The 19,763-nt window shown below is 63.9% G+C and carries 21 protein-coding genes and 1 tRNA gene; 11 read left to right on the top strand and 11 right to left on the bottom strand.

What is annotated here, in order from left to right; translation table 11 throughout:
• Positions 1 to 6 precede the first annotated feature (6 nt).
• From argS to LOM8899_RS18955, 7 genes are all read left to right on the top strand, one after another.
• Positions 7 to 1,749, top strand: coding sequence for an arginine--tRNA ligase (argS, locus tag LOM8899_RS18980; protein WP_093993830.1), 1,743 nt, complete (start codon positions 7 to 9; stop codon positions 1,747 to 1,749).
• A gap of 79 nt (positions 1,750 to 1,828) precedes the next feature.
• Entirely contained in the window at positions 1,829 to 2,998 is a 1,170-nt protein-coding gene (locus LOM8899_RS18975; protein WP_093993829.1) for an SPOR domain-containing protein, read from the top strand.
• Positions 2,998 to 3,996 carry a glycoside hydrolase family 3 N-terminal domain-containing protein gene (locus tag LOM8899_RS18970; RefSeq protein ID WP_093993828.1) on the top strand — a complete coding sequence of 333 codons (999 nt, stop codon included), beginning with the start codon at positions 2,998 to 3,000 and terminating at the stop codon, positions 3,994 to 3,996. The genes LOM8899_RS18975 and LOM8899_RS18970 overlap by 1 nt, the downstream gene beginning before the upstream one ends.
• A 2-nt stretch (positions 3,997 to 3,998) precedes the next feature.
• Positions 3,999 to 4,793: a segregation and condensation protein A gene (locus tag LOM8899_RS18965; RefSeq protein ID WP_093993827.1), complete on the top strand. Its 795-nt coding sequence runs from the start codon at positions 3,999 to 4,001 to the stop codon at positions 4,791 to 4,793.
• Complete coding sequence (scpB, locus tag LOM8899_RS18960) at positions 4,786 to 5,439, top strand: SMC-Scp complex subunit ScpB (RefSeq protein ID WP_093993826.1); 654 nt, start codon at positions 4,786 to 4,788, stop codon at positions 5,437 to 5,439. Before LOM8899_RS18965 ends, scpB begins: the two co-directional genes overlap by 8 nt.
• Position 5,440: 1 nt before the next feature.
• Entirely contained in the window at positions 5,441 to 5,596 is a 156-nt protein-coding gene (locus LOM8899_RS23485) for a hypothetical protein (protein WP_168770600.1), read from the top strand.
• Between the two features lie 107 nt (positions 5,597 to 5,703).
• Positions 5,704 to 7,089: a GGDEF domain-containing protein gene (locus LOM8899_RS18955; RefSeq protein ID WP_133065071.1), complete on the top strand. Its 1,386-nt coding sequence runs from the start codon at positions 5,704 to 5,706 to the stop codon at positions 7,087 to 7,089.
• A gap of 7 nt (positions 7,090 to 7,096) precedes the next feature.
• Here the strand turns inward: LOM8899_RS18955 and LOM8899_RS18950 are convergent, their stop codons facing one another.
• The 8 genes from LOM8899_RS18950 to LOM8899_RS18915 all read right to left on the bottom strand — a co-directional run bounded on the left by LOM8899_RS18950 (position 7,097) and on the right by LOM8899_RS18915 (position 12,733).
• Complete coding sequence (locus LOM8899_RS18950) at positions 7,097 to 8,206, bottom strand: 2'-deoxycytidine 5'-triphosphate deaminase (protein WP_093993824.1); 1,110 nt, start codon at positions 8,204 to 8,206, stop codon at positions 7,097 to 7,099.
• A gap of 68 nt (positions 8,207 to 8,274) precedes the next feature.
• Positions 8,275 to 8,351, bottom strand: a tRNA-Pro gene (locus tag LOM8899_RS18945).
• Between the two features lie 53 nt (positions 8,352 to 8,404).
• Positions 8,405 to 9,226 (bottom strand): MerR family transcriptional regulator, encoded by an 822-nt coding sequence (locus LOM8899_RS23755; protein ID WP_245820612.1) that lies wholly within the window; start codon positions 9,224 to 9,226, stop codon positions 8,405 to 8,407.
• An 8-nt stretch (positions 9,227 to 9,234) separates the two neighbouring features.
• Complete coding sequence (gene ihfA, locus LOM8899_RS18935; protein WP_093993823.1) at positions 9,235 to 9,537, bottom strand: integration host factor subunit alpha; 303 nt, start codon at positions 9,535 to 9,537, stop codon at positions 9,235 to 9,237.
• A gap of 92 nt (positions 9,538 to 9,629) precedes the next feature.
• A complete protein-coding gene (locus tag LOM8899_RS18930) occupies positions 9,630 to 10,601 on the bottom strand; it encodes a beta-ketoacyl-ACP synthase III (RefSeq protein ID WP_093993822.1) in 972 nt (323 codons plus the stop codon).
• 7 nt (positions 10,602 to 10,608) lie between these two features.
• Positions 10,609 to 11,736, bottom strand: coding sequence for a phosphate acyltransferase PlsX (gene plsX, locus LOM8899_RS18925; protein ID WP_093993821.1), 1,128 nt, complete (start codon positions 11,734 to 11,736; stop codon positions 10,609 to 10,611).
• Between the two features lie 20 nt (positions 11,737 to 11,756).
• Complete coding sequence (gene rpmF, locus LOM8899_RS18920; protein ID WP_093993820.1) at positions 11,757 to 11,963, bottom strand: 50S ribosomal protein L32; 207 nt, start codon at positions 11,961 to 11,963, stop codon at positions 11,757 to 11,759.
• Between the two features lie 188 nt (positions 11,964 to 12,151).
• The gene (locus tag LOM8899_RS18915; RefSeq protein ID WP_245820610.1) at positions 12,152 to 12,733 is read right to left on the bottom strand and encodes a YceD family protein; all 582 of its coding nucleotides are present in this window, start codon (positions 12,731 to 12,733) and stop codon (positions 12,152 to 12,154) included.
• A 101-nt stretch (positions 12,734 to 12,834) separates the two neighbouring features.
• On the opposite strand from LOM8899_RS18915, the gene LOM8899_RS18910 reads away from it, so the two are divergent.
• On the top strand, positions 12,835 to 13,311 hold the full coding sequence (locus LOM8899_RS18910) for an outer membrane protein assembly factor BamE (protein ID WP_093993819.1): 477 nt from the start codon (positions 12,835 to 12,837) through the stop codon (positions 13,309 to 13,311).
• 38 nt (positions 13,312 to 13,349) lie between these two features.
• Here LOM8899_RS18910 and msrB read toward each other — a convergent pair whose 3' ends face one another.
• Positions 13,350 to 13,754, bottom strand: a complete 405-nt coding sequence (msrB, locus tag LOM8899_RS18905) for a peptide-methionine (R)-S-oxide reductase MsrB (protein WP_093993818.1) — start codon at positions 13,752 to 13,754, stop codon at positions 13,350 to 13,352.
• Between the two features lie 70 nt (positions 13,755 to 13,824).
• Here msrB and LOM8899_RS18900 point away from each other — a divergent pair, with 70 nt between their 5' ends.
• Positions 13,825 to 14,583, top strand: coding sequence for a GNAT family N-acetyltransferase (locus LOM8899_RS18900; RefSeq protein ID WP_093993817.1), 759 nt, complete (start codon positions 13,825 to 13,827; stop codon positions 14,581 to 14,583).
• A gap of 112 nt (positions 14,584 to 14,695) precedes the next feature.
• Entirely contained in the window at positions 14,696 to 16,501 is a 1,806-nt protein-coding gene (locus LOM8899_RS18895; protein WP_093993816.1) for an ABC-F family ATP-binding cassette domain-containing protein, read from the top strand.
• Between the two features lie 71 nt (positions 16,502 to 16,572).
• Here LOM8899_RS18895 and LOM8899_RS18890 read toward each other — a convergent pair whose 3' ends face one another.
• Both LOM8899_RS18890 and mazG read right to left on the bottom strand, forming a co-directional pair.
• Positions 16,573 to 17,577 (bottom strand): Fe(3+) ABC transporter substrate-binding protein, encoded by a 1,005-nt coding sequence (locus tag LOM8899_RS18890; RefSeq protein WP_093993815.1) that lies wholly within the window; start codon positions 17,575 to 17,577, stop codon positions 16,573 to 16,575.
• A gap of 84 nt (positions 17,578 to 17,661) precedes the next feature.
• Positions 17,662 to 18,504 (bottom strand): nucleoside triphosphate pyrophosphohydrolase, encoded by an 843-nt coding sequence (mazG, locus tag LOM8899_RS18885; protein WP_093993814.1) that lies wholly within the window; start codon positions 18,502 to 18,504, stop codon positions 17,662 to 17,664.
• A 61-nt stretch (positions 18,505 to 18,565) separates the two neighbouring features.
• Here mazG and LOM8899_RS18880 point away from each other — a divergent pair, with 61 nt between their 5' ends.
• Positions 18,566 to 19,723 carry a M20 aminoacylase family protein gene (locus LOM8899_RS18880; RefSeq protein ID WP_093993813.1) on the top strand — a complete coding sequence of 386 codons (1,158 nt, stop codon included), beginning with the start codon at positions 18,566 to 18,568 and terminating at the stop codon, positions 19,721 to 19,723.
• Positions 19,724 to 19,763: the final 40 nt, after the last annotated feature.

Raw genomic sequence — 19,763 nt, 5'->3', positions numbered from 1 at the left:
AACCCCGTGAACCTGTTCACTGATATCCGCACGCTTGTCTTGTCCTGTCTCGATACGATGGTCGCCGACGGGCGCCTGCCCGAAGGTCTCGATACCAGCAACGTGTCCGTGGAGCCGCCGCGTGACGCGGGGCATGGGGATATGGCCACGAACGCGGCGATGGTGCTGGCCAAGCCTGCCGGGCTCAAGCCGCGCGACATCGCAGACGGGCTGGCCGGGCTCCTGGCCGACGATCCCCGGATCAGCGAAGCCACCGTGGCCGGCCCCGGTTTCCTGAACATGCGGCTGGATGCGGGCCAGTGGCAGGGCGTCGTCAAGACGGCCTTGTCCGATGAGCGCTTTGGGCAATCGAGCCTCGGACAGGGGCGCAAGGTCAATGTCGAGTATGTCTCGGCCAACCCGACGGGCCCGCTGCATGTGGGGCATACGCGCGGGGCAGTCTTCGGCGACGCTCTGGCGAGCCTCTTGGCCTATGCCGGATGGGACGTGACGCGGGAATACTACATCAACGACGGCGGTGCACAGGTCGACGTGCTCGCCCGGTCTGCCTATTTGCGGTATCAAGAAGCGCACGATCTGAGCGTCGACTGGCCAGACGGCACCTATCCCGGCGACTACCTGATCGAGGTGGGCGAGGCGCTCAAGGAAAAGTATGGCGACAGCCTGCTCGACAAGGGCGAGCAGTTCTGGCTTGCCGAGATCCGCGAGTTCGCCACCGAGGCGATGATGGACATGATCCGGGCCGACTTGAAACTGCTCGGCGTCGAAATGGACGTGTTCTCCTCGGAAAAGGCGCTCTACGGCACCGGCCGGATCGAAGGCGCGATCGAGACGCTCAAGCAGAAGGGGCTGATCTACCGTGGCACGCTGGAGCCGCCGAAGGGCAAGCTGCCCGAGGATTGGGAACCGCGCGAGCAGGTGCTCTTCAAGTCCACCGAATACGGCGACGATGTCGACCGGCCCGTCGCCAAATCCGACGGCAGCTGGACCTACTTCGCTCCGGACATCGCCTACCATTATGACAAGGTTACCAGAGGCTTCGACGCCCTTATTGATGTGTTCGGCGCCGATCACGGCGGTTATGTCAAACGGATGAAAGCGGCGGTTTCGGCGCTCTCCGACGAAAAGGTGCCGCTCGATATCAAGCTGACGCAGCTGGTCAAACTCTACAAGAACGGCGAGCCGTTCAAGATGAGCAAACGGGCGGGCACCTTTGTCACCCTGCGCGACGTGGTCGAGCAGGTCGGCCCAGACGTGACCCGGTTCCACATGCTGACCCGCAAGAACGACGCCCCGCTCGATTTCGATTTCGACAAGGTGACTGAACAGTCCAAGGACAACCCGGTTTTCTATGTGCAATACGCTCATGCGCGGGTGAATTCTGTACTGCGCAAGGCCACCGAAGCCGGCGTCGACGTGGCCGACGCGACGCTTGCCGGGGCCGACCTGTCCGGGCTGACCCACGAGGCCGAGCTGAAACTCGCCAAGTCCATCGCCGAATGGCCACGGCTGGTGGAAATCGCCGCCCGGACCAACGAGCCACATAGGATCGCTTTCTATCTCTATGATTTGGCGTCGGATTTGCACAGCTTGTGGAATCGGGGCAACGACGATGTCAGTCTGCGCTTCCTGCAAGAGGGTGACACGGCTGCCACACAGGCGAAAATCGCGCTTATCCGGGCCGCTGCGATTGTTATTTCGCACGGTTTGGGTATCCTTGGCGTGACCCCGGCAGACGAGATGCGCTGAAGCGCACGCCACGCTGCCGGACATGAGGCTAGGCAATAGAACCGGCGCCCGCTAAGGGCCAACCGGGCAGTGAGGCAAAATGGCAGAAGCGACGAACGGTTTCGCACCGGACGCAGCCGACCCGCGCGGCGCATCCGGCGTTGGTGCAAAAGCAAGTTTGGCAGTTCAGCTGATGGGCGCGGCGATGTCGCTGGCGCTTTTGGCGGGCGGTGGCATATGGGGCTATAAACTGATCGTGCGGGATGCGACGGGCGTGCCTGTCGTCCGCGCCATGTCCGGCCCGATGCGCGAGGCGCCAAGCGATCCCGGCGGGGTCGTGGCCCTGCACACCGGGCTTTCGGTCAACACCGTCGCCGCAGAGGGCGAGGCCGCCCCACCCGAAGACGTTCTCGTGCTGGCCCCTCCGACACCGGATCTGACGGACGAAGACCTGATGGTCATGCCCACGGCCGAAGCCGACGAATTCCACCCCGAAGTACCCGTGCCCGTTGCGGCCAGCCCGGTCGAGACCGCCGAGGCCGCGCCGCTGTCCGTGGCGCCGTCGGATCAACCGATGAGCGCCGAAGACATCCTCGCGCTCGCCGATTCCATCTCTGCCGGTGCCACGCCGCTTTCGGAACTCTCCGAGGCTCCGATCGTGGCGACCAGCCCGGACGCAGAATTGGCCGAAGCCGCGCCGATCGACTCCACGGATGTCGTCGTGCCCGACACGACCAGCGAGATGGCGGTCTCCAGCGACGCCATCGACGGCGATGCGCCGTCCGAAGATGCGGCCGCCCTCGCCATCGCTCAAGCGGTGGCCGAAGCCGCCGGCGCATCGGAACTGGAAACCGACGGTCCCGTCGAGCTTGCCGCTGTCGACGGCGACGGGCGGCTCTTGCGCTCGCTCCGGCCGTCCAACCGGCCAGAGGGCCTGACCGCCGCCGCAGCAGAGGCGCCCGCCGAGGCAGAGCCAGCCGCGGTGCAGGGCTTTGCGGTCAGCACCGCCGAGGTGCCGCTTGGCACGACGCTGGTGCAGCTTGGGGCGTTCGACAGCCCCGAACTGGCCGGGGCCGAATGGCAACGGCTGAGCGCCCGGTTCGAGGCGTTCATGACGGGCAAGGAGAACCTGATCCAAGAGGCGACAAGCGGCGGGCGGGCGTTCTTCCGGCTGCGAGCCACCGGCTTCGTCGATATCGCGGACGCCCGGCGGTTCTGCTCGGCGCTCGTCTCCGAAGGGGCGGCCTGTATCCCCGTGGTGATCCAGTAATGAACGTGCCCTCCGCCGCCATTTTGGGTGTCTCCGGCACCGTGCTGACACCGGACGAGCGGGCCTTTCTGAGCGACGCGAACCCTTGGGGGTTCATCCTCTTTGCACGCAACGTACACAGCCCGGGCCAGTTGCGGGTGCTGACCGCCGATCTGCGGGCGACGGTGGGGCGGAATGCGCCGATCCTGATCGACCAGGAGGGCGGTCGGGTGCAGCGTCTGCGCAGCCCCTTGTGGCGCGAATACCTGCCCGCCCTCGATCAGATGGCGCGGGCGCGCAAGCCGATCCGCGCACAATGGGTGCGCAACCGTTTGATCGCGCAAGAGCTTTTCGATGCCGGGATCGACGTCAACTGCGCGCCACTGGCCGATCTGGTCGAGGACCAGAGCCACCCGGTCCTGCGCAACCGGCTCTATGGCAGCGACATCGAAAGCGTCGTCGCGGCCGCCAAGGCCTGCGCCGAGGCGTTTCTCGAAGGCGGCGTTCTGCCCGTGCTCAAGCACATTCCGGGTTACGGTCGGGCGCAGGTCGACGGGCATCTGGCTTTGCCGCGCGTATCTGCCAGCGCCGAGGCGCTCGCAGCCCGCGATTTCGCCCCGTTCCACGCGCTGCGCCACATCAAGATGGGGATGACGGCCCATATCGTGATGGAGGCCATAGACCCGGACCTGCCCGCGACCGTCTCGCCCAAGGTGATGCAGGTGATCCGCGATCAGATCGGCTTTGACGGTCTGATGATGACCGACGACATCTCGATGGAGGCGCTGTCGGGCAGCGTCGCCGAACGGTGCGCCGCCTCGATCGCGGCCGGCTGCGATCTGGTGCTGCATTCCAACGGCAAGCTGGCGGAAATGGAGGCGGTGGTCGAAGCGTCGGGCAGCATGACCCCAGCCGCCGTCGCACGCGGCGAAATCGCATTGGCAGAGCGGCAAACGCCCGTGCCCGTTGACATTGCAGCCCTTGAGGCCGAACTTGAGACGCTGCTGGCGGCGGAGTGAGCATGACCGAAACAGGCGACTTTGACGAAGGACCGATCAGCGTCGCCGAACGGATGGCCGCCGAGGCGCTGATCGTCGATGTCGACGGCTATGAGGGCCCGCTTGATCTGCTGCTGACGATGAGCCGGACGCAAAAGGTGGATCTGCGGCAAATCTCGATCCTGTCGCTCGCCCGGCAATACCTTGCCTTTATCGCCCAGGCCCGCGAGCTTCGGATCGAACTCGCCGCCGATTATCTGGTCATGGCGGCTTGGCTGGCCTTCCTGAAATCGCGGCTCCTGCTGCCGCCCGATCCCGAAGCCGAGGGGCCGTCCGGCGAAGAACTGGCCGCGCACCTGGCCTTTCAGCTCGAACGGCTGGCCGCAATGCGGGAGGCCGCAGCCAAGCTGATGGCGCGGGATCAGAAGGGGCGGGATTTCTTTGCCCGCGGGATTACCGAGGACGTCGCCCGCGTCCGGCAGGTGAAATACACCGCCTCATTGCTCGATCTGATGCAGGCCTATGCCCGGATCCGGACAAAGGACGAATTCCGGCCCTTCGTGATGGACAGGGTCGCCGTGATGACGCTCGAACAGGCGCTGGAGCGGATGCGGCACCTCATCGGCTTTGCCGGCGACTGGACCGACATTTCCTCCTATCTCCCCGAAGAGTGGCAGGTCGACCCGGCCAAGCGGCGCTCTGCCACCGCGGCCAATTTCGCGGCCTCGCTGGAATTGGCCAAGGAGGGTCGGATCGAAATCCGGCAGGGGGACACCTTCGCTCCGATCCAGATCCGCAAGAGGACACGCGATGTCTGACGATCACAAGACCGATCCGCCCGAACAGCAAGAGGCCAGCCTCTTCGAGGCGCCGCCCATGGCCGAGCAGGAACGGATGGTCGAGGCGATCCTCTTTGCCACCGCCGGGCCGGTCAGCATCTCAGAGATGATGGGGCGGATGCCGCATGGCTGCGAACCGGCGCAGGCCCTCACCAACCTTCGCAAACGCTATGAGGGGCGGGGGGTTCAGGTCGTCCGTGTGGGCGACGCATGGGCCATCCGCACCGCGCCCGACCTCGGCTTCCTGATGCAAAAGGAAACCATCGAGACGCGCAAGCTGTCGCGGGCCGCGATCGAAACCCTTGCGATCGTCGCCTATCACCAGCCCGTCACCCGGGCCGAGATCGAGGAAATCCGGGGCGTCAGCGTCTCGCGCGGGACCGTCGATCAACTGATCGAGATGGAGTGGATCAGGCTCGGTCGACGCAGGATGACGCCCGGCCGGCCGGTGACCTTTGTGGTGACCGAGACTTTCCTCGATCACTTCGGGCTGGAATCGGCGCGGGATCTGCCCGGTGTCAAAGAACTGCGCTCTGCCGGATTGCTAGACAATCGGCCGCCACCGGGGGCCAGCAGCGACGACGAGAAAGACGATAGCCAGCCGCCCCTGTTCGAGGACGACTAGAATGGTGCGCGCTCTGGTCTGGATCACCATCGCGCTCTGTCGCCGGTTGCTGGGACTGATGATCGCGGTCGTCGTCTATTCCATTCTGGGGCGTGGTCCCGCCGGGCGACGCGCGATGCTCGGCATTCGCATTCTCCGGCGGATCACACGTTTCTGAAGAGAGAGCGAAAGACTTCTAAAATTTAACTCAAGGCATTGAGTGTAAAGATAACATTTACCGCTCTCCTGCTTATTCCAGTAGAGGAACGTTAGCTAGGAAACGTGGTGTCTTTGATCTCAGCAAAAGCCAGAACCGGTCGCAATCGCTATGTTTTGCTGGTCCAATACTGGCGCAAACCCCTCGCCGTCACCGGGATGATTTTTGCGACATGGGGTATGATGCTCAGGGTGGCGGATGTGATCCGGGGCGATGAGGTGCGGTCGAATTCACCACAAATGCATCCACTCATCTACCTGGCGCTCATCTGGATGAGCATCGGCCTGTTCCGGTTTCGGCGGTCGATGCCGATTGCGCGACTGCGCATCGCTGTGTCGACGATGTTCCTTTGTATTGCGCTCTTCCACTTGTTGCGCGGCGTCCTTCTGCCTTCGTCGGGTGTGACCGCGTTTTCCCGCTTCGGCAGCTTCGAGGCGGACACCGCGTTGATCCTCGTGATGCTCTATGGCTGTAATCTGACCTGGGCCTACCATTCGCGGTCCTCGCAGCTGTTTCTGATTGCCGGTGTGACCCTCGTGTTGAATGCGGTCGTCGGGCAGACTTATTCCCTGTCGTTCTTTGGCGGGCAGATGAGCCCGTTGACGGCATTGGCGCTTCTGGCCAACACCTTGGCAATCGTGACGATCAACGCCAATCGGCCACAGGTCCGGGTGGTGTTTTTGGCCGATGAAATCGGGCTGCGCACACGGCTCATGTTGGTGGCCGGGGTGATCGTTCCGTGGTTCGCGGGCGGCCTGCTGGTGCGCACCATTCCGATGTCGGAGCAACATGCCCAGATGGCGAGTGTCGGGATCGCGATCGTCATCTGGTGTATCGCGGCGATGACGATCTACTCCGGCTACCTGAACAACAAATCTGACGGGGTGCGCCGGGTGGCCGAACGGCGGCTTCGGGTTCTCGCCACTCAGGATGCGTTGACCGGGGTGTTGAACCGGGCTGGTCTGATGATCGAAATGAACAGGAATTGGGAGCGGTTCCAAGCCGGCAAGGGGACCAGTGGGGTCATTCTTCTCGATCTGGATAACTTCAAGAAGATCAACGACACCTATGGCCACGACGAGGGAGATCGGATCCTATCCGCCATCGGAGACGCCATCCGGCCGGTGCTGCGCCGCCGGGACCGCGTCGGCCGTTGGGGTGGCGAGGAGTTCGTGATCCTCCTGTCGGATATCGAGATGGTCGATCTCTTTACCGTGGCCGAACGGATACGCAAGCGGGTGCAGGGATTGGCAGAGGCGCTGACGGACCAGGATGCCGGCGCTGACACCAGCGAACAGCCGACCTACCAAACCAGCGCGTCGTTCGGGATCAGCCGGTTCCAACCCGGCGACAAGAGCGTCTATGACGCTCTGAAACGGGCCGATGTCGCGCTGTATCAAGCGAAGTCGGCCGGCCGAAACCGCGTTGTCCTGCATCAGGACCTCGCTGCCTAGATGGCGCTCACGCCGGCGAGGGCGTTACCGGGCGGAAATGCTTCGACAGTTTCAGCCCTTGGCCCTGATAGTTGGACGCGATCTCGCGACCATAGAGCGCCTCTGGCACCGCGGCCATGCGCTCGTAAACCAGCCGGCCGACGATCTGCCCATGCTCCAGCACAAAGGGCGCCTCATGGCACCGCACCTCAAGCACGCCGCGGGACCCGCTGCCACCCGCTTCGGCATAGCCAAAGCCGGGATCGAAGAACCCGGCGTAGTGCACCCGAAACTCACCGACCATCGCGAGGTATGGCGCCATCTCGGCGGCGGCCGTGGGCGGGATCGAGATCGCTTCGCGGCTGACAAGAATGTAGAACGCGCCGGGGTCGAGGATGATCCAGCCCTGCTTGGAATGGACCTCCTCCCAATACTCGGCCGGGTCATAATGGCCCAACTGCGCCAAGTCGATCACGCCTGTGTGCGGCTTGGCACGGTATCCCACCAGCGTGCCTTGGCTGGGGCGCAGGTCCACGGAAAACCCAAGCCCGTCCGAAATCACAGGTGTCCCGGACACAATCGGCGTTTCCTTATGCAATGCCCGCAGGTCCTCGTCCGACATCCACGTCCGGCCGTTGCGAAAGATGATCTGATTGAGCATCTGGCCGGGCTGCGCCACCACCGAAAACGAGCGCGGGCAAATCTCGACGTAGAGCGGTCCGTCATAGCCCGCAGGCACCCGGTCGAATTCGATCCCGTGGTCGGTGATCACGCGGGTCAGCAGATCGAGCCTACCGATCGAGCTCTTGGCACTCGCCGCCGCGGTCATGCCGTGGGGCAGGGTGACCGCCTCCATCAAAGGCACCACGTAGACGCAGCCCTTTTCAAGCACCGCGCCACCGGTCAAATCGATCTTGTGCATCTGGAAATCAGCGAGGCGCTCGGCGACGGTGCGGCTCTTGCCCGCCAGAAACGAGGCACGGACGCGGTATGCGGTGGCACCGAGGCGCAGGTCGAGCGAGGCGGGCTGGATCTGGCCGGGTTCGATTCTGGCATCGGCGCGAATCGATCCGTCCGCAATCATCGCCCGGATTTGGTGATCCGCCAGAACGCCGGTCTGAGCCGTGGAGTCTGTCATCCGTGTCCCAATCCCTGTCTTCGCCAAACAAAACGCCCGCCGCGGTCGGAACCGGGCGGGCGGTGTTTTGGTCGGGCTAGCAGGACTCGAACCTGCGACCTTCCGTCCCCCAGACGGACGCGCTACCAGGCTGCGCTATAGCCCGAACTGTGCGCCTTCTGACTGAATTCTCCGCGAAGGGCAAGCCGGAAAAACCCGTTAACCGCGCCGGTCGGCAATCCGGTCGGCCACGACCTTCAGCCGGGCCACCAATGGCGTGATCCGAGACGCGTTGGCGCGAATCGCGGCCCTGTCGGCGGCCATCAGCGCCGTCAGGGGGCCGGGGTGCCCACGGTCGACCGACTCGTCCGGCATGTCGGGAATCGGCGGGCGTGGCGGCTTTGCAAACGAGAGGATCTCGGCCTCGGGCGCCGGCTCCGGCGGCTCGGATGCTTCGGCCCGGGCCCGCACGAAAGGCAGGGATACCTCGCGGCGCGGCGGCGGCATGGCGGGAGCGTCGGCCTCGGAAGCACCGTCCTCTGTTGCCGGCTCCTCCGGCTCGGGCTCGGGCTCGGCGGTGGCCTCGGACGTGGCTTCGAACATGTCGGGTGTGGCAGGGGCCGGGTCGGCAGGCCAAGGATCGTCGGGATCCCATGCGGCCGGCTCCACGTGCTTTGGTGCGTCGGTATCGGTGGCCCCGTTTGTCGGCACCTCGGCTTCGGCGGTGCTCTCAATTGTCCGGTCGTCATCGGCCGCCGTGGCTTCCGAGGGCGAAATGCCGATCTCGATCACGTGCTTTATACCGCGTTCGCGCAGGAGCTTTTGCACACCCTTGATCGTCATGCCCTGTTCATGGAGCAACGTCTTGATACCGCTCAACAAAGCCATATCGTCAGGGCGGTAATACCGCCGCCCTCCAGCCCGTTTTACGGGCTTGATCTGGTTGAACTTGCTTTCCCAGAAGCGCAGCACATGGGCAGGCGTGTCCAACCAGTCCGACACTTCACTGATCGTGCGAAACGCGTCGCGGGATTTGGCCATACCGTCCGTCAGCCCTTGTTGCCAGCAGCGACCCGGTCTTTCATCAGATGCGATGAGCGGAACGTCAGCACCCGGCGCGGGTGGATCGGCACCTCTTCGCCGGTCTTCGGATTTCGGCCCACGCGCGCCGCTTTCTCGCGCACCGAAAAGGTGCCAAAGGATGAGATTTTGACGGTCTCGCCGCGCACCAGCGCATCTGAGATATGGCGAAGAACGGATTCCACCAAATCTGCGCTATCATTGCGTGACAGCCCGACTTCTTTATGGACGGCCTCTGCAAGGTCCATCCGCGTCAAGGTCTTGTCGGCCATTCTAGTCCCCCTGTTTGATGGAGATTAGGCGCACCAGCAATTTAGAGTCAATATCAAGGGCTTGCCGAGGGCACTTCACGGTGTCCAAACCGTTACCAGCGCAGGACCACCGAGCCCCAGGCAAGGCCGCCGCCGATGGCCTCGGTCACGACGAGATCGCCGCGCTTGATCTGTCCCCGGGCAACGCCCACCGACAGGGCCAGAGGGATCGACGCGGCAGAGGTGTTGCCGTGATCCTGCACGGTCACCACGACGCGGTCCATCGGCACGCCCAGCTTCTTGGCTGTGGATTGGATGATCCGGATGTTGGCCTGATGCGGCACGACCCAGTCCACGTCATCGGCGCCGAGCCCGACCTTGTCGAGCGCGGTGTGGGCGGTCTGGGCCAGTTTCTCGACCGCATGGCGGAAGACTTCCTTGCCGACCATGCGCAGAACGCCGGTGGTGCCCGTCGAGATGCCGCCATCGACGTAGAGAAGATCGCGGTAGCTCCCGTCGGAATTCAGGTCCGTGGCCAGAATGCCGCGGTCGCTGGACTCTCCCGTGCCGGTCTCGGCCTCCAGAACCAGCGCCCCGGCGCCATCGCCGAACAAGACGCAGGTCGAACGGTCGGTATAGTCGAGGATACGGCTGAAGGTCTCGGCCCCGATGACAAGCACGCGCTTGGCCTGTCCGGCCATGATCAGGGCGTTCGCATTGGCCAGAGCATAGACGAATCCCGCACAGACCGCCTGCACGTCAAAGGCAAAGCCATGGCGCATCCCGATTGCGGCCTGCACCATCGTGGCGGCGGACGGAAAGGTGAAATCCGATGTCGAAGTGGCGAGAATCACCGCGTCGATATCCGCGCCGGTCAGCCCGGCATCGGCCAGCGCGGCATTTGCGGCGCGGGTTGCCAGGTCCGAGGTGTTCTGACCTTCGGCGGCGAAATGCCGACGCTCGATGCCGGAGCGCGAGCGAATCCATTCGTCGGATGTATCCAGGCTGGCTTCGAATTCGGAATTCGGAACGATCCGCTCAGGCAAGTAATGCCCGACGCCCTTGACGACTGCGCGTGTTACCATGGTGTTGCTAGTCCCCCGAACCAACGCTCGGTTCGGCGTGGTCTGTGTCTTCTGTGCCTATATCTTGGGCAAGCAGGGCGGCAGATGCAACCCGCGCCGCCAGTTTGTCGGCAAAAGACGCCTTGGCCAGATCGTAGGACAACGACAGCGCGGCGGCGACGCCCATTTCGTCGGCCGAGCCATGGCTTTTGACGACAGTCCCGTTGAGGCCGAGAAACACACCGCCGTTCACCCTGCGCGGATCGATGCGTTTGCGCAGTCGGTTCAGCGATCCGCGGGCGAGCAGGCCGGCGATCATGCTGAGGGGCGTCTTGGTCAGGGCCTCGCGCAGCAGCGTCGAGATCAGGTTGGAGGTGCCTTCACCGGTCTTGAGGGCGACGTTGCCGGTAAATCCGTCGGTGACGATGACATCGACGCGCTTGGAGGGCAGGTCGCCGCCCTCGACAAAGCCCACGTAGTCATACTCGCCCTTGTCGGCGGCAGAGGCGATCATGTCGTGCGCCACCTTGAGCTCGGCGCGGCCCTTGTGTTCCTCGACCCCGACGTTGAGCAACCCCACGCGCGGGCGCTCGATGCCCAGACCGTTTCGGGCATAGGAGGCACCCATCAGGGCATAGGTCAGCAGGTCGTCCTGATCGGCCCGAATATCTGCGCCCGCGTCGAGCATGACGTTGAAGCCTGCCGGATTGAGCGAGGGCCACAGGCAGGCGATGGCCGGGCGGCTCACACCGTCGACCTTGCGCAGTCGCAGCATGCTGATCGCCATCAGGGCGCCGGTGTTGCCACAGCTGACACAGACAGAGGCCTCGCCGTCGCGGACAGCGTCGACCGCAGACCACATCGAGGTCTTCTTGCCATGGCGCATCACGTGACTGGGCTTGTCCGACATCGCCACGACGTCGGGGGCGTCACAAACGGTGACACGACCGCTCAGGCCACGCTTGGACACAAGACCGTCGAGTTCGGACTTGGCGCCATGCAGCAGGATGCGGGCATCGGTTTTCTCGGACAGGAATCGGTCAAGGCCCGCAACCACCGTTGCAGGCCCCTTGTCGCCACCCATCGCGTCCACCGATAGCACAACGCGACCATCGGCACGCTGTGAAGTCTTGTTGATCGGATTGGCGATGCTCATGCTGGCACCGTCAGCCGCCCTTAGGCCGCGTCGTCGTCGAGGTCGATTTCAGCGGTCTGAGCAACCACTTCCTGATCGGCATAGTGGCCGCAGGACGGGCAGATGTGGTGCGGGCGCTTCAACTCGCCGCAGGAAGGACATTCGTTGGGGTTAGCCGCAACGAGGGAGTCATGAGAGCGACGGTTGTTCCGGCGCGACTTGGAGATTTTATTCTGTGGGACAGCCATGTCACAACCTCAGATCAATTCGTGGGCACGCTTGGCCCGGTTAAACGGTGCATGTTGATGCGGATTCGTGCAGGCTTTACAGAGCAAAGCAGACTGTGTCGAGACGCGATCAGCAAGAGCGGGCATACATACTGCGCATCGGCCAAAGCGCAACCCCCTTTAGGAGGGTTTCGGCCGACATTTGCGCCTTATTCCGGGCCATCGCCCTCATCGGACATCTTGGCGCGCAGCGCGGCGAGCCCGGCAAAGGGCTTCATCTCGCTTTGCGTGAGCGGCGTCTTGCCCGGTTCGGTCACCACGAGCTCACCGATTTCCGCATCAGACTTGCGCGGATAGGCGGGCAGGGCCAGCGCCACGGCCTCGATCATGACGGCGGCAAGATCCAAGGTCGCGGGCAGGCCCTCTTCGGTGTCGTCCTCGGGCATCTCGATTTCCCCGGCTTCGGGCGGGGGCAGGTCGGCGCGGTAGACCCGCAGCACCTTTTCATCAATCCTCGTGGTGACGGGATCGAGGGTGACCACGCATTCCTGCACGGCCGTAGCCCCCAATGTCGCCTCCAGCCGCCAATCCGAGCGGTCCAGCGGGATCAGCGTCCCCTTCATCGTTAGTTTGCGCACGCCGACGATCCCCAGGACATCGGCCACCGCCTGACGCTGCGATTCCGTGGTGGTCAGCTCGAACGTATAGTCGCGGCTGTGTGGCAGATCGGACATGCGCACGATATGCTGCGGCAGGGCGGCATTGGGCTGGGTCGACGGGTCTGCGGACATCGACGTATCCTTTCTTGAACAGAAGCGGCTGCGTGTTATAAGCCACGTAAAAGCACAAAGGCCCCAACACAAGGGGTCCGGGAAGGGCGGAAGGTAACGTAATGAACAGGCGGCACATCCTCGCACAGTACGGTTTGCACCGCTTGGCTCTGGTTCTGGCGCTGTGCGTCTCGGCAGCCTGCACGCCGATCTACCGCAACCACGGCTACATCCCGCTCGAAGCGGACCTCGCCTTGCTGACCGTCGGGGTCGATACCCGTGAAAGCGTCATACAGGCGGTCGGTTCTCCGACGGCGGGCGGAGTGCTGAGCGAAAGCGGCTACTACTACGTGGCCAGCCGGTTCCGGCACTACGGCTTTCTCGAACCCGCCGAAATCGAGCGCGAGGTTCTGGCGATCAGCTTCAACGCCGCCGGAACGGTCAGCAATATCGAACGGTTCGGGCTGGAGCAGGGCCGGGTGGTGACACTCTCTCGCCGGGTGACCGACGACAACATTCAGGACGTGACGTTCCTCGAACAGCTTCTGGGCAATCTCGGCAACATCGACGCCTCGACCCTGTTCGGCAGCGACGGCTGAGGCCGTGGGGCAGGTTCAGGCCCGCCCCACATGCCCGTTCACAATGAGCTATCGTTTTCCGGCTCGAACGTGAGGGCCACACCATTGATGCAATAGCGCAGGCCGGTCGGCGCCGGACCATCGGGAAAGACGTGGCCCAAGTGCGCTTCACAACGATTGCAATGCACCTCGGTCCGGCGCATGAAAAAGCTGCGATCCTCGCGCTCCGCGACCATGTCGCCGTCGATCGGGGCGTAGAACGAGGGCCAGCCGGTGCCGCTCTCGAACTTGGTCGCACTCTCGAAAACCGGCGCGCCACAGCAGACGCACAGAAAGGTGCCCGGCTCCTTGGGGAAATCGTCGTGGGTGCCGGCCCGCTCGGTGCCATGCTTGCGGGTCACCTTGTAGGCCAGATCGGACAATTGCGCGCGCCACTCGGCGTCAGACTTGATGACTTTTTCCATTCGATCCCTATCCTCTGTGGGTGTTGATCCCTAGGTAGGGCAACAGACGCACTCCGCCAAGTGAGGGCACATGACCGTGACATTGCGCAAGGGCCGATATCAGGCCCGGATGGCCGACGGGCCTGCCGATATCGCCGCAGCGCAGGGCCTGCGGCATCTGTGCTTTGTGGAGCGGGCGGGTTTGGCGGTGCGGCCGGGCAGGCTCGAACACGACCGCTTCGATGCCGTCTGTCATCATCTGCTGATCGAAGATGCCCAAACGGGCGATCTGGCCGGTTGCTGCAGGCTTCTGGTTCTCGAGAGCGGGTCAGAGATCGACGCGAGCTATTCGGCACAGTCCTACGACCTCGATCGGCTGAAATGCTACCGGGGGCGCATGCTCGAACTGGGGCGGTTCTGCGTGCATCCGGCCGCCTCTAACGCCGATGTGCTGCGCGTCGCCTGGGGCGCGTTGACGAAATTCGTCGATCGGCTGGAGGTGAAGATGCTGTTCGGCTGTTCATCCTTTCCGGGTACCGACCCGGTGGACCACCGGAATGCGTTCGACCGCTTGGCCGAACGACATCTGGGGCCGGCAGAATGGCAGCCGGGGATCAAGGCCAAGCAGGTGGTGCGCTTTGGCCCGCGACCCGCGGGTCAAGCACCGGCGAAAAGAGTCGGTGTGCCAAGCCTGCCGCCGCTTCTGCGCACCTATCTCGTCATGGGGGGCTGGGTCAGCGATCACGCGGTCGTCGATCCCGAGATGAACACGCTGCACGTCTTTACCGGGCTGGAAGTCGGCGCGATACCAGAAGCCCGGGCACAGGCTCTGAGGGCGCTGGCGGGCTAGGGCACCTTGTTCTCAGGCGGGGTGCCTGTCGGCGGCGTCGTGTCGTGAGTTTTCTGGCCAAGATGAAGGGGCAGGCCTTGCGCCTTTCGCCCGGCCGCTCTAGCTGACGGTCATGGCACGCGCACCCCTTCTTCAACTGTCCGACATCTCGCTCACCTTCGGTGGTGATCCGGTGTTCGAGGACTTGTCCTTGGCTGTTCAACCGGGCGACAGGGTCGCTCTGGTCGGGCGAAACGGTTCCGGCAAATCCACCTTGCTCAAGGTGATGGCCGGCCTCATCGAACCCGATCGCGGAACCCGCGTGGCGGCTCCGGGCGTCACCGTCGGTTATATGGAGCAAGACCCCGACATGGCGGGCTTTGCGACCTTGGGGGACTACGCGTCCAGCGGATTGGACGAGGGCGAGATCTACAAGATCGAGATGGTCGCCGAGGGGCTGAAGTTCGATCCCTCGCGGGACGTGAGCGTCGCTTCGGGCGGCGAACGGCGGCGCGCTGCTCTGGCCAAGCTCATGGCCGAAGCGCCGGAGTTGATGTTGCTCGACGAGCCGACGAACCACCTCGACATTCAAGCGATCGCCTGGCTCGAGGCGGAGTTGAAGGACACCCGCGCGGGCTTTGTCGTGATCAGCCATGACCGGGCGTTCCTGCGGGCGCTCACAAGGGCCACGCACTGGATCGACAGGGGCGTGGTGCGGCGGCGCGAGTCCGGCTTCGACGGATTCGAGGAGTGGCGCGAGAAGGTCTGGGAAGAGGAAGACATCGCAAGGCACAAGCTCAACCGCAAGATCAAGGCCGAGGCCCGCTGGGCGGTCGAAGGGATCTCGGCCCGGCGCAAGCGGAACATGGGCCGGGTCCGTGCGCTGCAAGAGCTGCGTGCCGAGCGCGCCGCCCAGATCAAGCGGCAGGGCACGGCGGCGATGGTGTTCGAAAGCGGCACCGTCTCGGGCAAGAAAGTGATCGAGGCCGAGGGGCTGAGCAAGTCATTCGACGGCCGGTCGATCCTGCGCAACTTCGATCTGACAGTGCAACGCGGCGACAGGATCGCCTTCGTCGGGCCAAACGGCGTGGGGAAGACGACGCTGATCAACATGTTGCTCGGCAAAGTCGAACCCGACAGCGGAACCGTCAAGCACGGCACCAATCTCAACGTGGCGGTCTTCGATCAGGCGCGCGCCGCCCTTGATCCAAAGATGAGCCTCTGGGACAGCCTGACCGGCGATCCTGAGATGGCGGTTTCGGGCAAAGCCGATCAGGTGATGGTGCGCGGCGAGCCCCGGCACGTCATCGGCTATCTCAAGGATTTCCTCTTCGACGAGGCGCAGGCGCGGGCACCGGTCAAGGCGCTCTCCGGCGGGGAAAAGGCGCGGCTCCTGCTGGCCAAGCTGATGGCCAAGGATTCCAACGTTCTGGTGCTCGACGAGCCGACCAACGATCTCGATATCGAAACGCTTGACCTGCTGCAGGACATCCTCGGGGACTACGAAGGCACCGTGCTGCTGGTCTCGCACGACCGGGATTTTCTCGACCGCACCGCCAGCACTACGATCGCCATGGAGGGCGACGGGCAGGCGACGGTCTATGCCGGGGGCTGGAGCGACTACCAATCGCAGCGCGGCGAGGTCAAAGCCGCAACGCAGCCGAAAGCCGCGGGCCCGAAAGAAAAGCCCAAAGCCGCGGCGACAAAGGCCTCCGGCCTCAGCTTCACCGAAAAGCATAGGCTCGACGCGCTTCCCGACGAAATCGACAAGCTCAGCGCCGAGATCAGCAAGCTTGAAACTCTGCTCGCCGATCCCGATCTGTTTACCCAATCACCACTGAAATTCCAAAAGGCAACCGAAGCCATGGCCGAACGGCAGGCAAGAAAAGACGCCGCCGAAGAGGAATGGCTCGCCCTCGCTGAGAAGGCGGAGAGCTAGCTTCTTTTGGCACAAAATACGGTCGGGGGTCCGGGGGCAGACAGTCCCCGGTCCGACCGTCCCACGACGGGTTAGCCGTCGAAATTCACTTCTTCCATGATCCGCAGAGCGGCGGGACGATGGTTGGCCAATTCGGTCAGATCGACCGTGTCGGCGTCAAAGCTGCCCCAGCTGGCGACCAGCTCCGAAACCTCGGCCGACGGCAACACCGGGTATTCGCTGTTCAACTCGGCATAGATCGACTGCGCTTCCGGCGAGACGAGAAACTCCATCAGTTGCAGAGCCTCTTCGCGGTTCGGGGCGGCCTTGGTCATCGCGATGCCCGAAACGTTGACGTGGGTACCGCCGTCCTCGAATGTCGGAAAGATGATCCGGACCGAGTTGGCCCATTCGGTCTGTTCGGGGTCGGCCAGCATCTGGCCCATGTAGTAGGTATTGCCGAGCGAGATATCGCATTCGCCCGCCCAGATCGCACGGACCTGCGCGCGGTCGTTGCCTTCGGGCTTGCGGGCGAGGTTGGCGCGGATGCCGGCGGCCCATTCGCGGGCAGCCTCTTCGCCGTGGTGGGCGATGACGGCGGACAGCAGGGCGAGGTTGTAGTTATGGGTGCCCGAACGGGTGCAGATCCGACCCTGCCACTGGTCCGAAGCGAGGTCTTCATAGGTGGTGACTTCGCCGTCGGCGACCCGGTCCTTGCTGGCATAGACGATACGGGCGCGCTCGGTCAGGGCAAACCACAGGTTGTCGGGGCTGCGCTGGTTTTCGGGGATCGCCGCGGTCAGCACATCGCTCTCGACGGGCTGGATCACATCGGCGTCGACGATCTGTTGCAGGTTGGCGATATCGACGGTCATCACCAAATCGGCCGGGCTGCGACCGGCTTCGGCCTTCAGGCGTTCCACCAGACCGTCCTGCACGAAGGCGAGGTTCACCGCGATGCCGGTGGCCTCGGTAAAGGCGGCCATCACCGGCTCGATCAGTTCGGGCTGGCGGGTGGTGTAGATGTTCACATCGGCCATCGCGGGCAGGGCGCAGGCCGTCGCGGCGGCAGACAAAAGAAGGGAACGAAGAGTCATGATGACCTCTGTTTGCTGGTGTTTCGTTGCGCAGAGATAAACCTGACTATTTTACTCTGGTCAATACCTGAATTAATTAGTCGGTTATGTCTTGCCTAGCTTGTCGGCGGCCCTGATCTGGTTCCAGATCGCGTCCATCTCGTCCAGATCACTCTCCGCGGGGCGCTTGCCGCGACGGGCAAGTTCATCCTCTATGCCCTTGAAGCGGCGAGTGAATTTGGCATTGGTCGCCCGCAGGGCGGCCTCCGGGTCGACGCCCATATGCCGGGCCAGATTGGCCATGACGAACATCAGATCCCCGAATTCCTCGACGACATCGTCGTGGGTCAGGTCCGAACGGGCCTCAACCAACTCGGCGGCCTCCTCCTGCACCTTGGCCAGGACCTGCGAGATATCGGGCCAGTCAAAGCCGACGCGGGCGGCGCGCTTCTGGAGCTTTACCGCGCGGGTGAGGGCGGGCAGGCCCATCGCGACCCCGTCGAGGGTGCGGCCCTGCGCCTTGCCGGCACGTTCGGCGGCCTTGATCTTCTCCCAGTCAGCGGTCTGTTGCTCGGCGCTCTTGTCGCGACTTTCCGGGCCAAAGACATGGGGGTGACGGGTGACCATCTTGTCCGAAATGGACCGGGCGACGGAGGCCAGACTGAAATGGCCGGCCTCTTCGCCCATCTGGGTGTGATAGATCGTCTGAAGCAGCAGATCGCCCAACTCGCCCTCCAGCTCGGGCCAGTCGGCGCGGGCGATGGCATCGGCGACCTCATAGGCCTCTTCGATGGTATAGGGGGCAATAGATGCAAAATCCTGCTCGATATCCCACGGGCACCCATTGTCGGGGTCGCGCAGGCAGGCCATGATGTGACGCAGGCGCAGGATTTGGTGCTCCGGCCCGCCGCTGTCGTCATGGATGATCGGATCGGCAGGGTTGGGCATCACAGTCCTCGTTTTTCTGAAACCAAGTCCAAACTATCCACGGCCCTCGCGGAGTCCACCCATGCCCGTTCTGAATTCCATTGCCGACCGACTGCCGGTGCACACCGAGTGGCGCAGATACCTGCACCAGCATCCCGAACTGGTCTTTGACTGCCACGAGACGGCGGGCTTCGTGGCGAACAAGCTGCGGGAGATGGGCGTCGACGAAATCCACGAAGGGATCGCCAAGAGCGGGATCGTGGCGCTGATCCGGGGGCAGGGCGAAGGGCCGGTGATCGGGCTGCGGGCGGATATGGATGCGCTGCCGATGACCGAAACGACCGGGCTGCCACATGCCTCGACGGTGCCGGGCCGGATGCATGCCTGCGGGCATGACGGGCATACGGTGATGCTGCTCGCGGCAGCCGAATACCTGGCCGAGACGCGGAACTTTGCCGGGACAGTGGCGCTGATCTTTCAACCGGCCGAGGAAGACGGCGGCGGGGCCGGGGTCATGGTGCAGGAAGGGGTGCTCGACCGGTTCGATGTGTCGCAGATCTATGGGTTGCACAATGCGCCGGGCACGCCTGTCGGGGAATTCTATACCACGCCGGGGCCGCTCATGGCGGCGGTGGACACCTTCAGCATCACGGTGACGGGCGAGGGCGGCCACGGGGCCATGCCACACGGCACGCGCGATCCTGTCGTGGCGGCCTGCGGGATCGTCATGGCGATCCAGACCATCGTCAGCCGGAACAACTACGCCCTCGACGATCTGGTTGTGTCGGTCACGCAAATCCACACCGGCAGCGCGGACAACGTGATCCCCGGAACTGCATGGATCAATGGCACCGTGCGGACCTTTGACCCGGCGGTGCAGGCGATGGTGCGGCGCAGGCTCGACGAGATCGTCGCGGGGCAAGCGGCCAGCTACGGCGTGGCGGCGTCGCTCGACTATGTCGTCGGCTATCCGGCCACGGTGAACGATCCGGCGCGGACCGCCTTCGCCGCCGCGATCGCGGACGAGGTCACCACGGTGCGCAGCGACGCGCCACGGGAAATGGGCGCCGAGGATTTTGCCTACTTTCTGGAAAAGCGGCCCGGAGCCTTTCTTTTTGTCGGCAACGGCGATTCGGCGGCCTGGCACAATACCGACTACGATTTCGACGACGCGGTGATTCCGGCCGGAGCTTCGTTCTTTGCCCGGCTCGTCGAAACAGCGCAGCCGTTACCAAAATGAGCGCTACCGCGCATTCCAAATATCGCCAGCGGCGAGGCGA

This window comes from Flavimaricola marinus (genome assembly GCF_900184895.1).
GTDB lineage: Bacteria > Pseudomonadota > Alphaproteobacteria > Rhodobacterales > Rhodobacteraceae > Flavimaricola > Flavimaricola marinus.
Note: the sequence above shows the minus strand (reverse complement) of the source record. Positions and strands in the feature narration are given on the sequence as shown.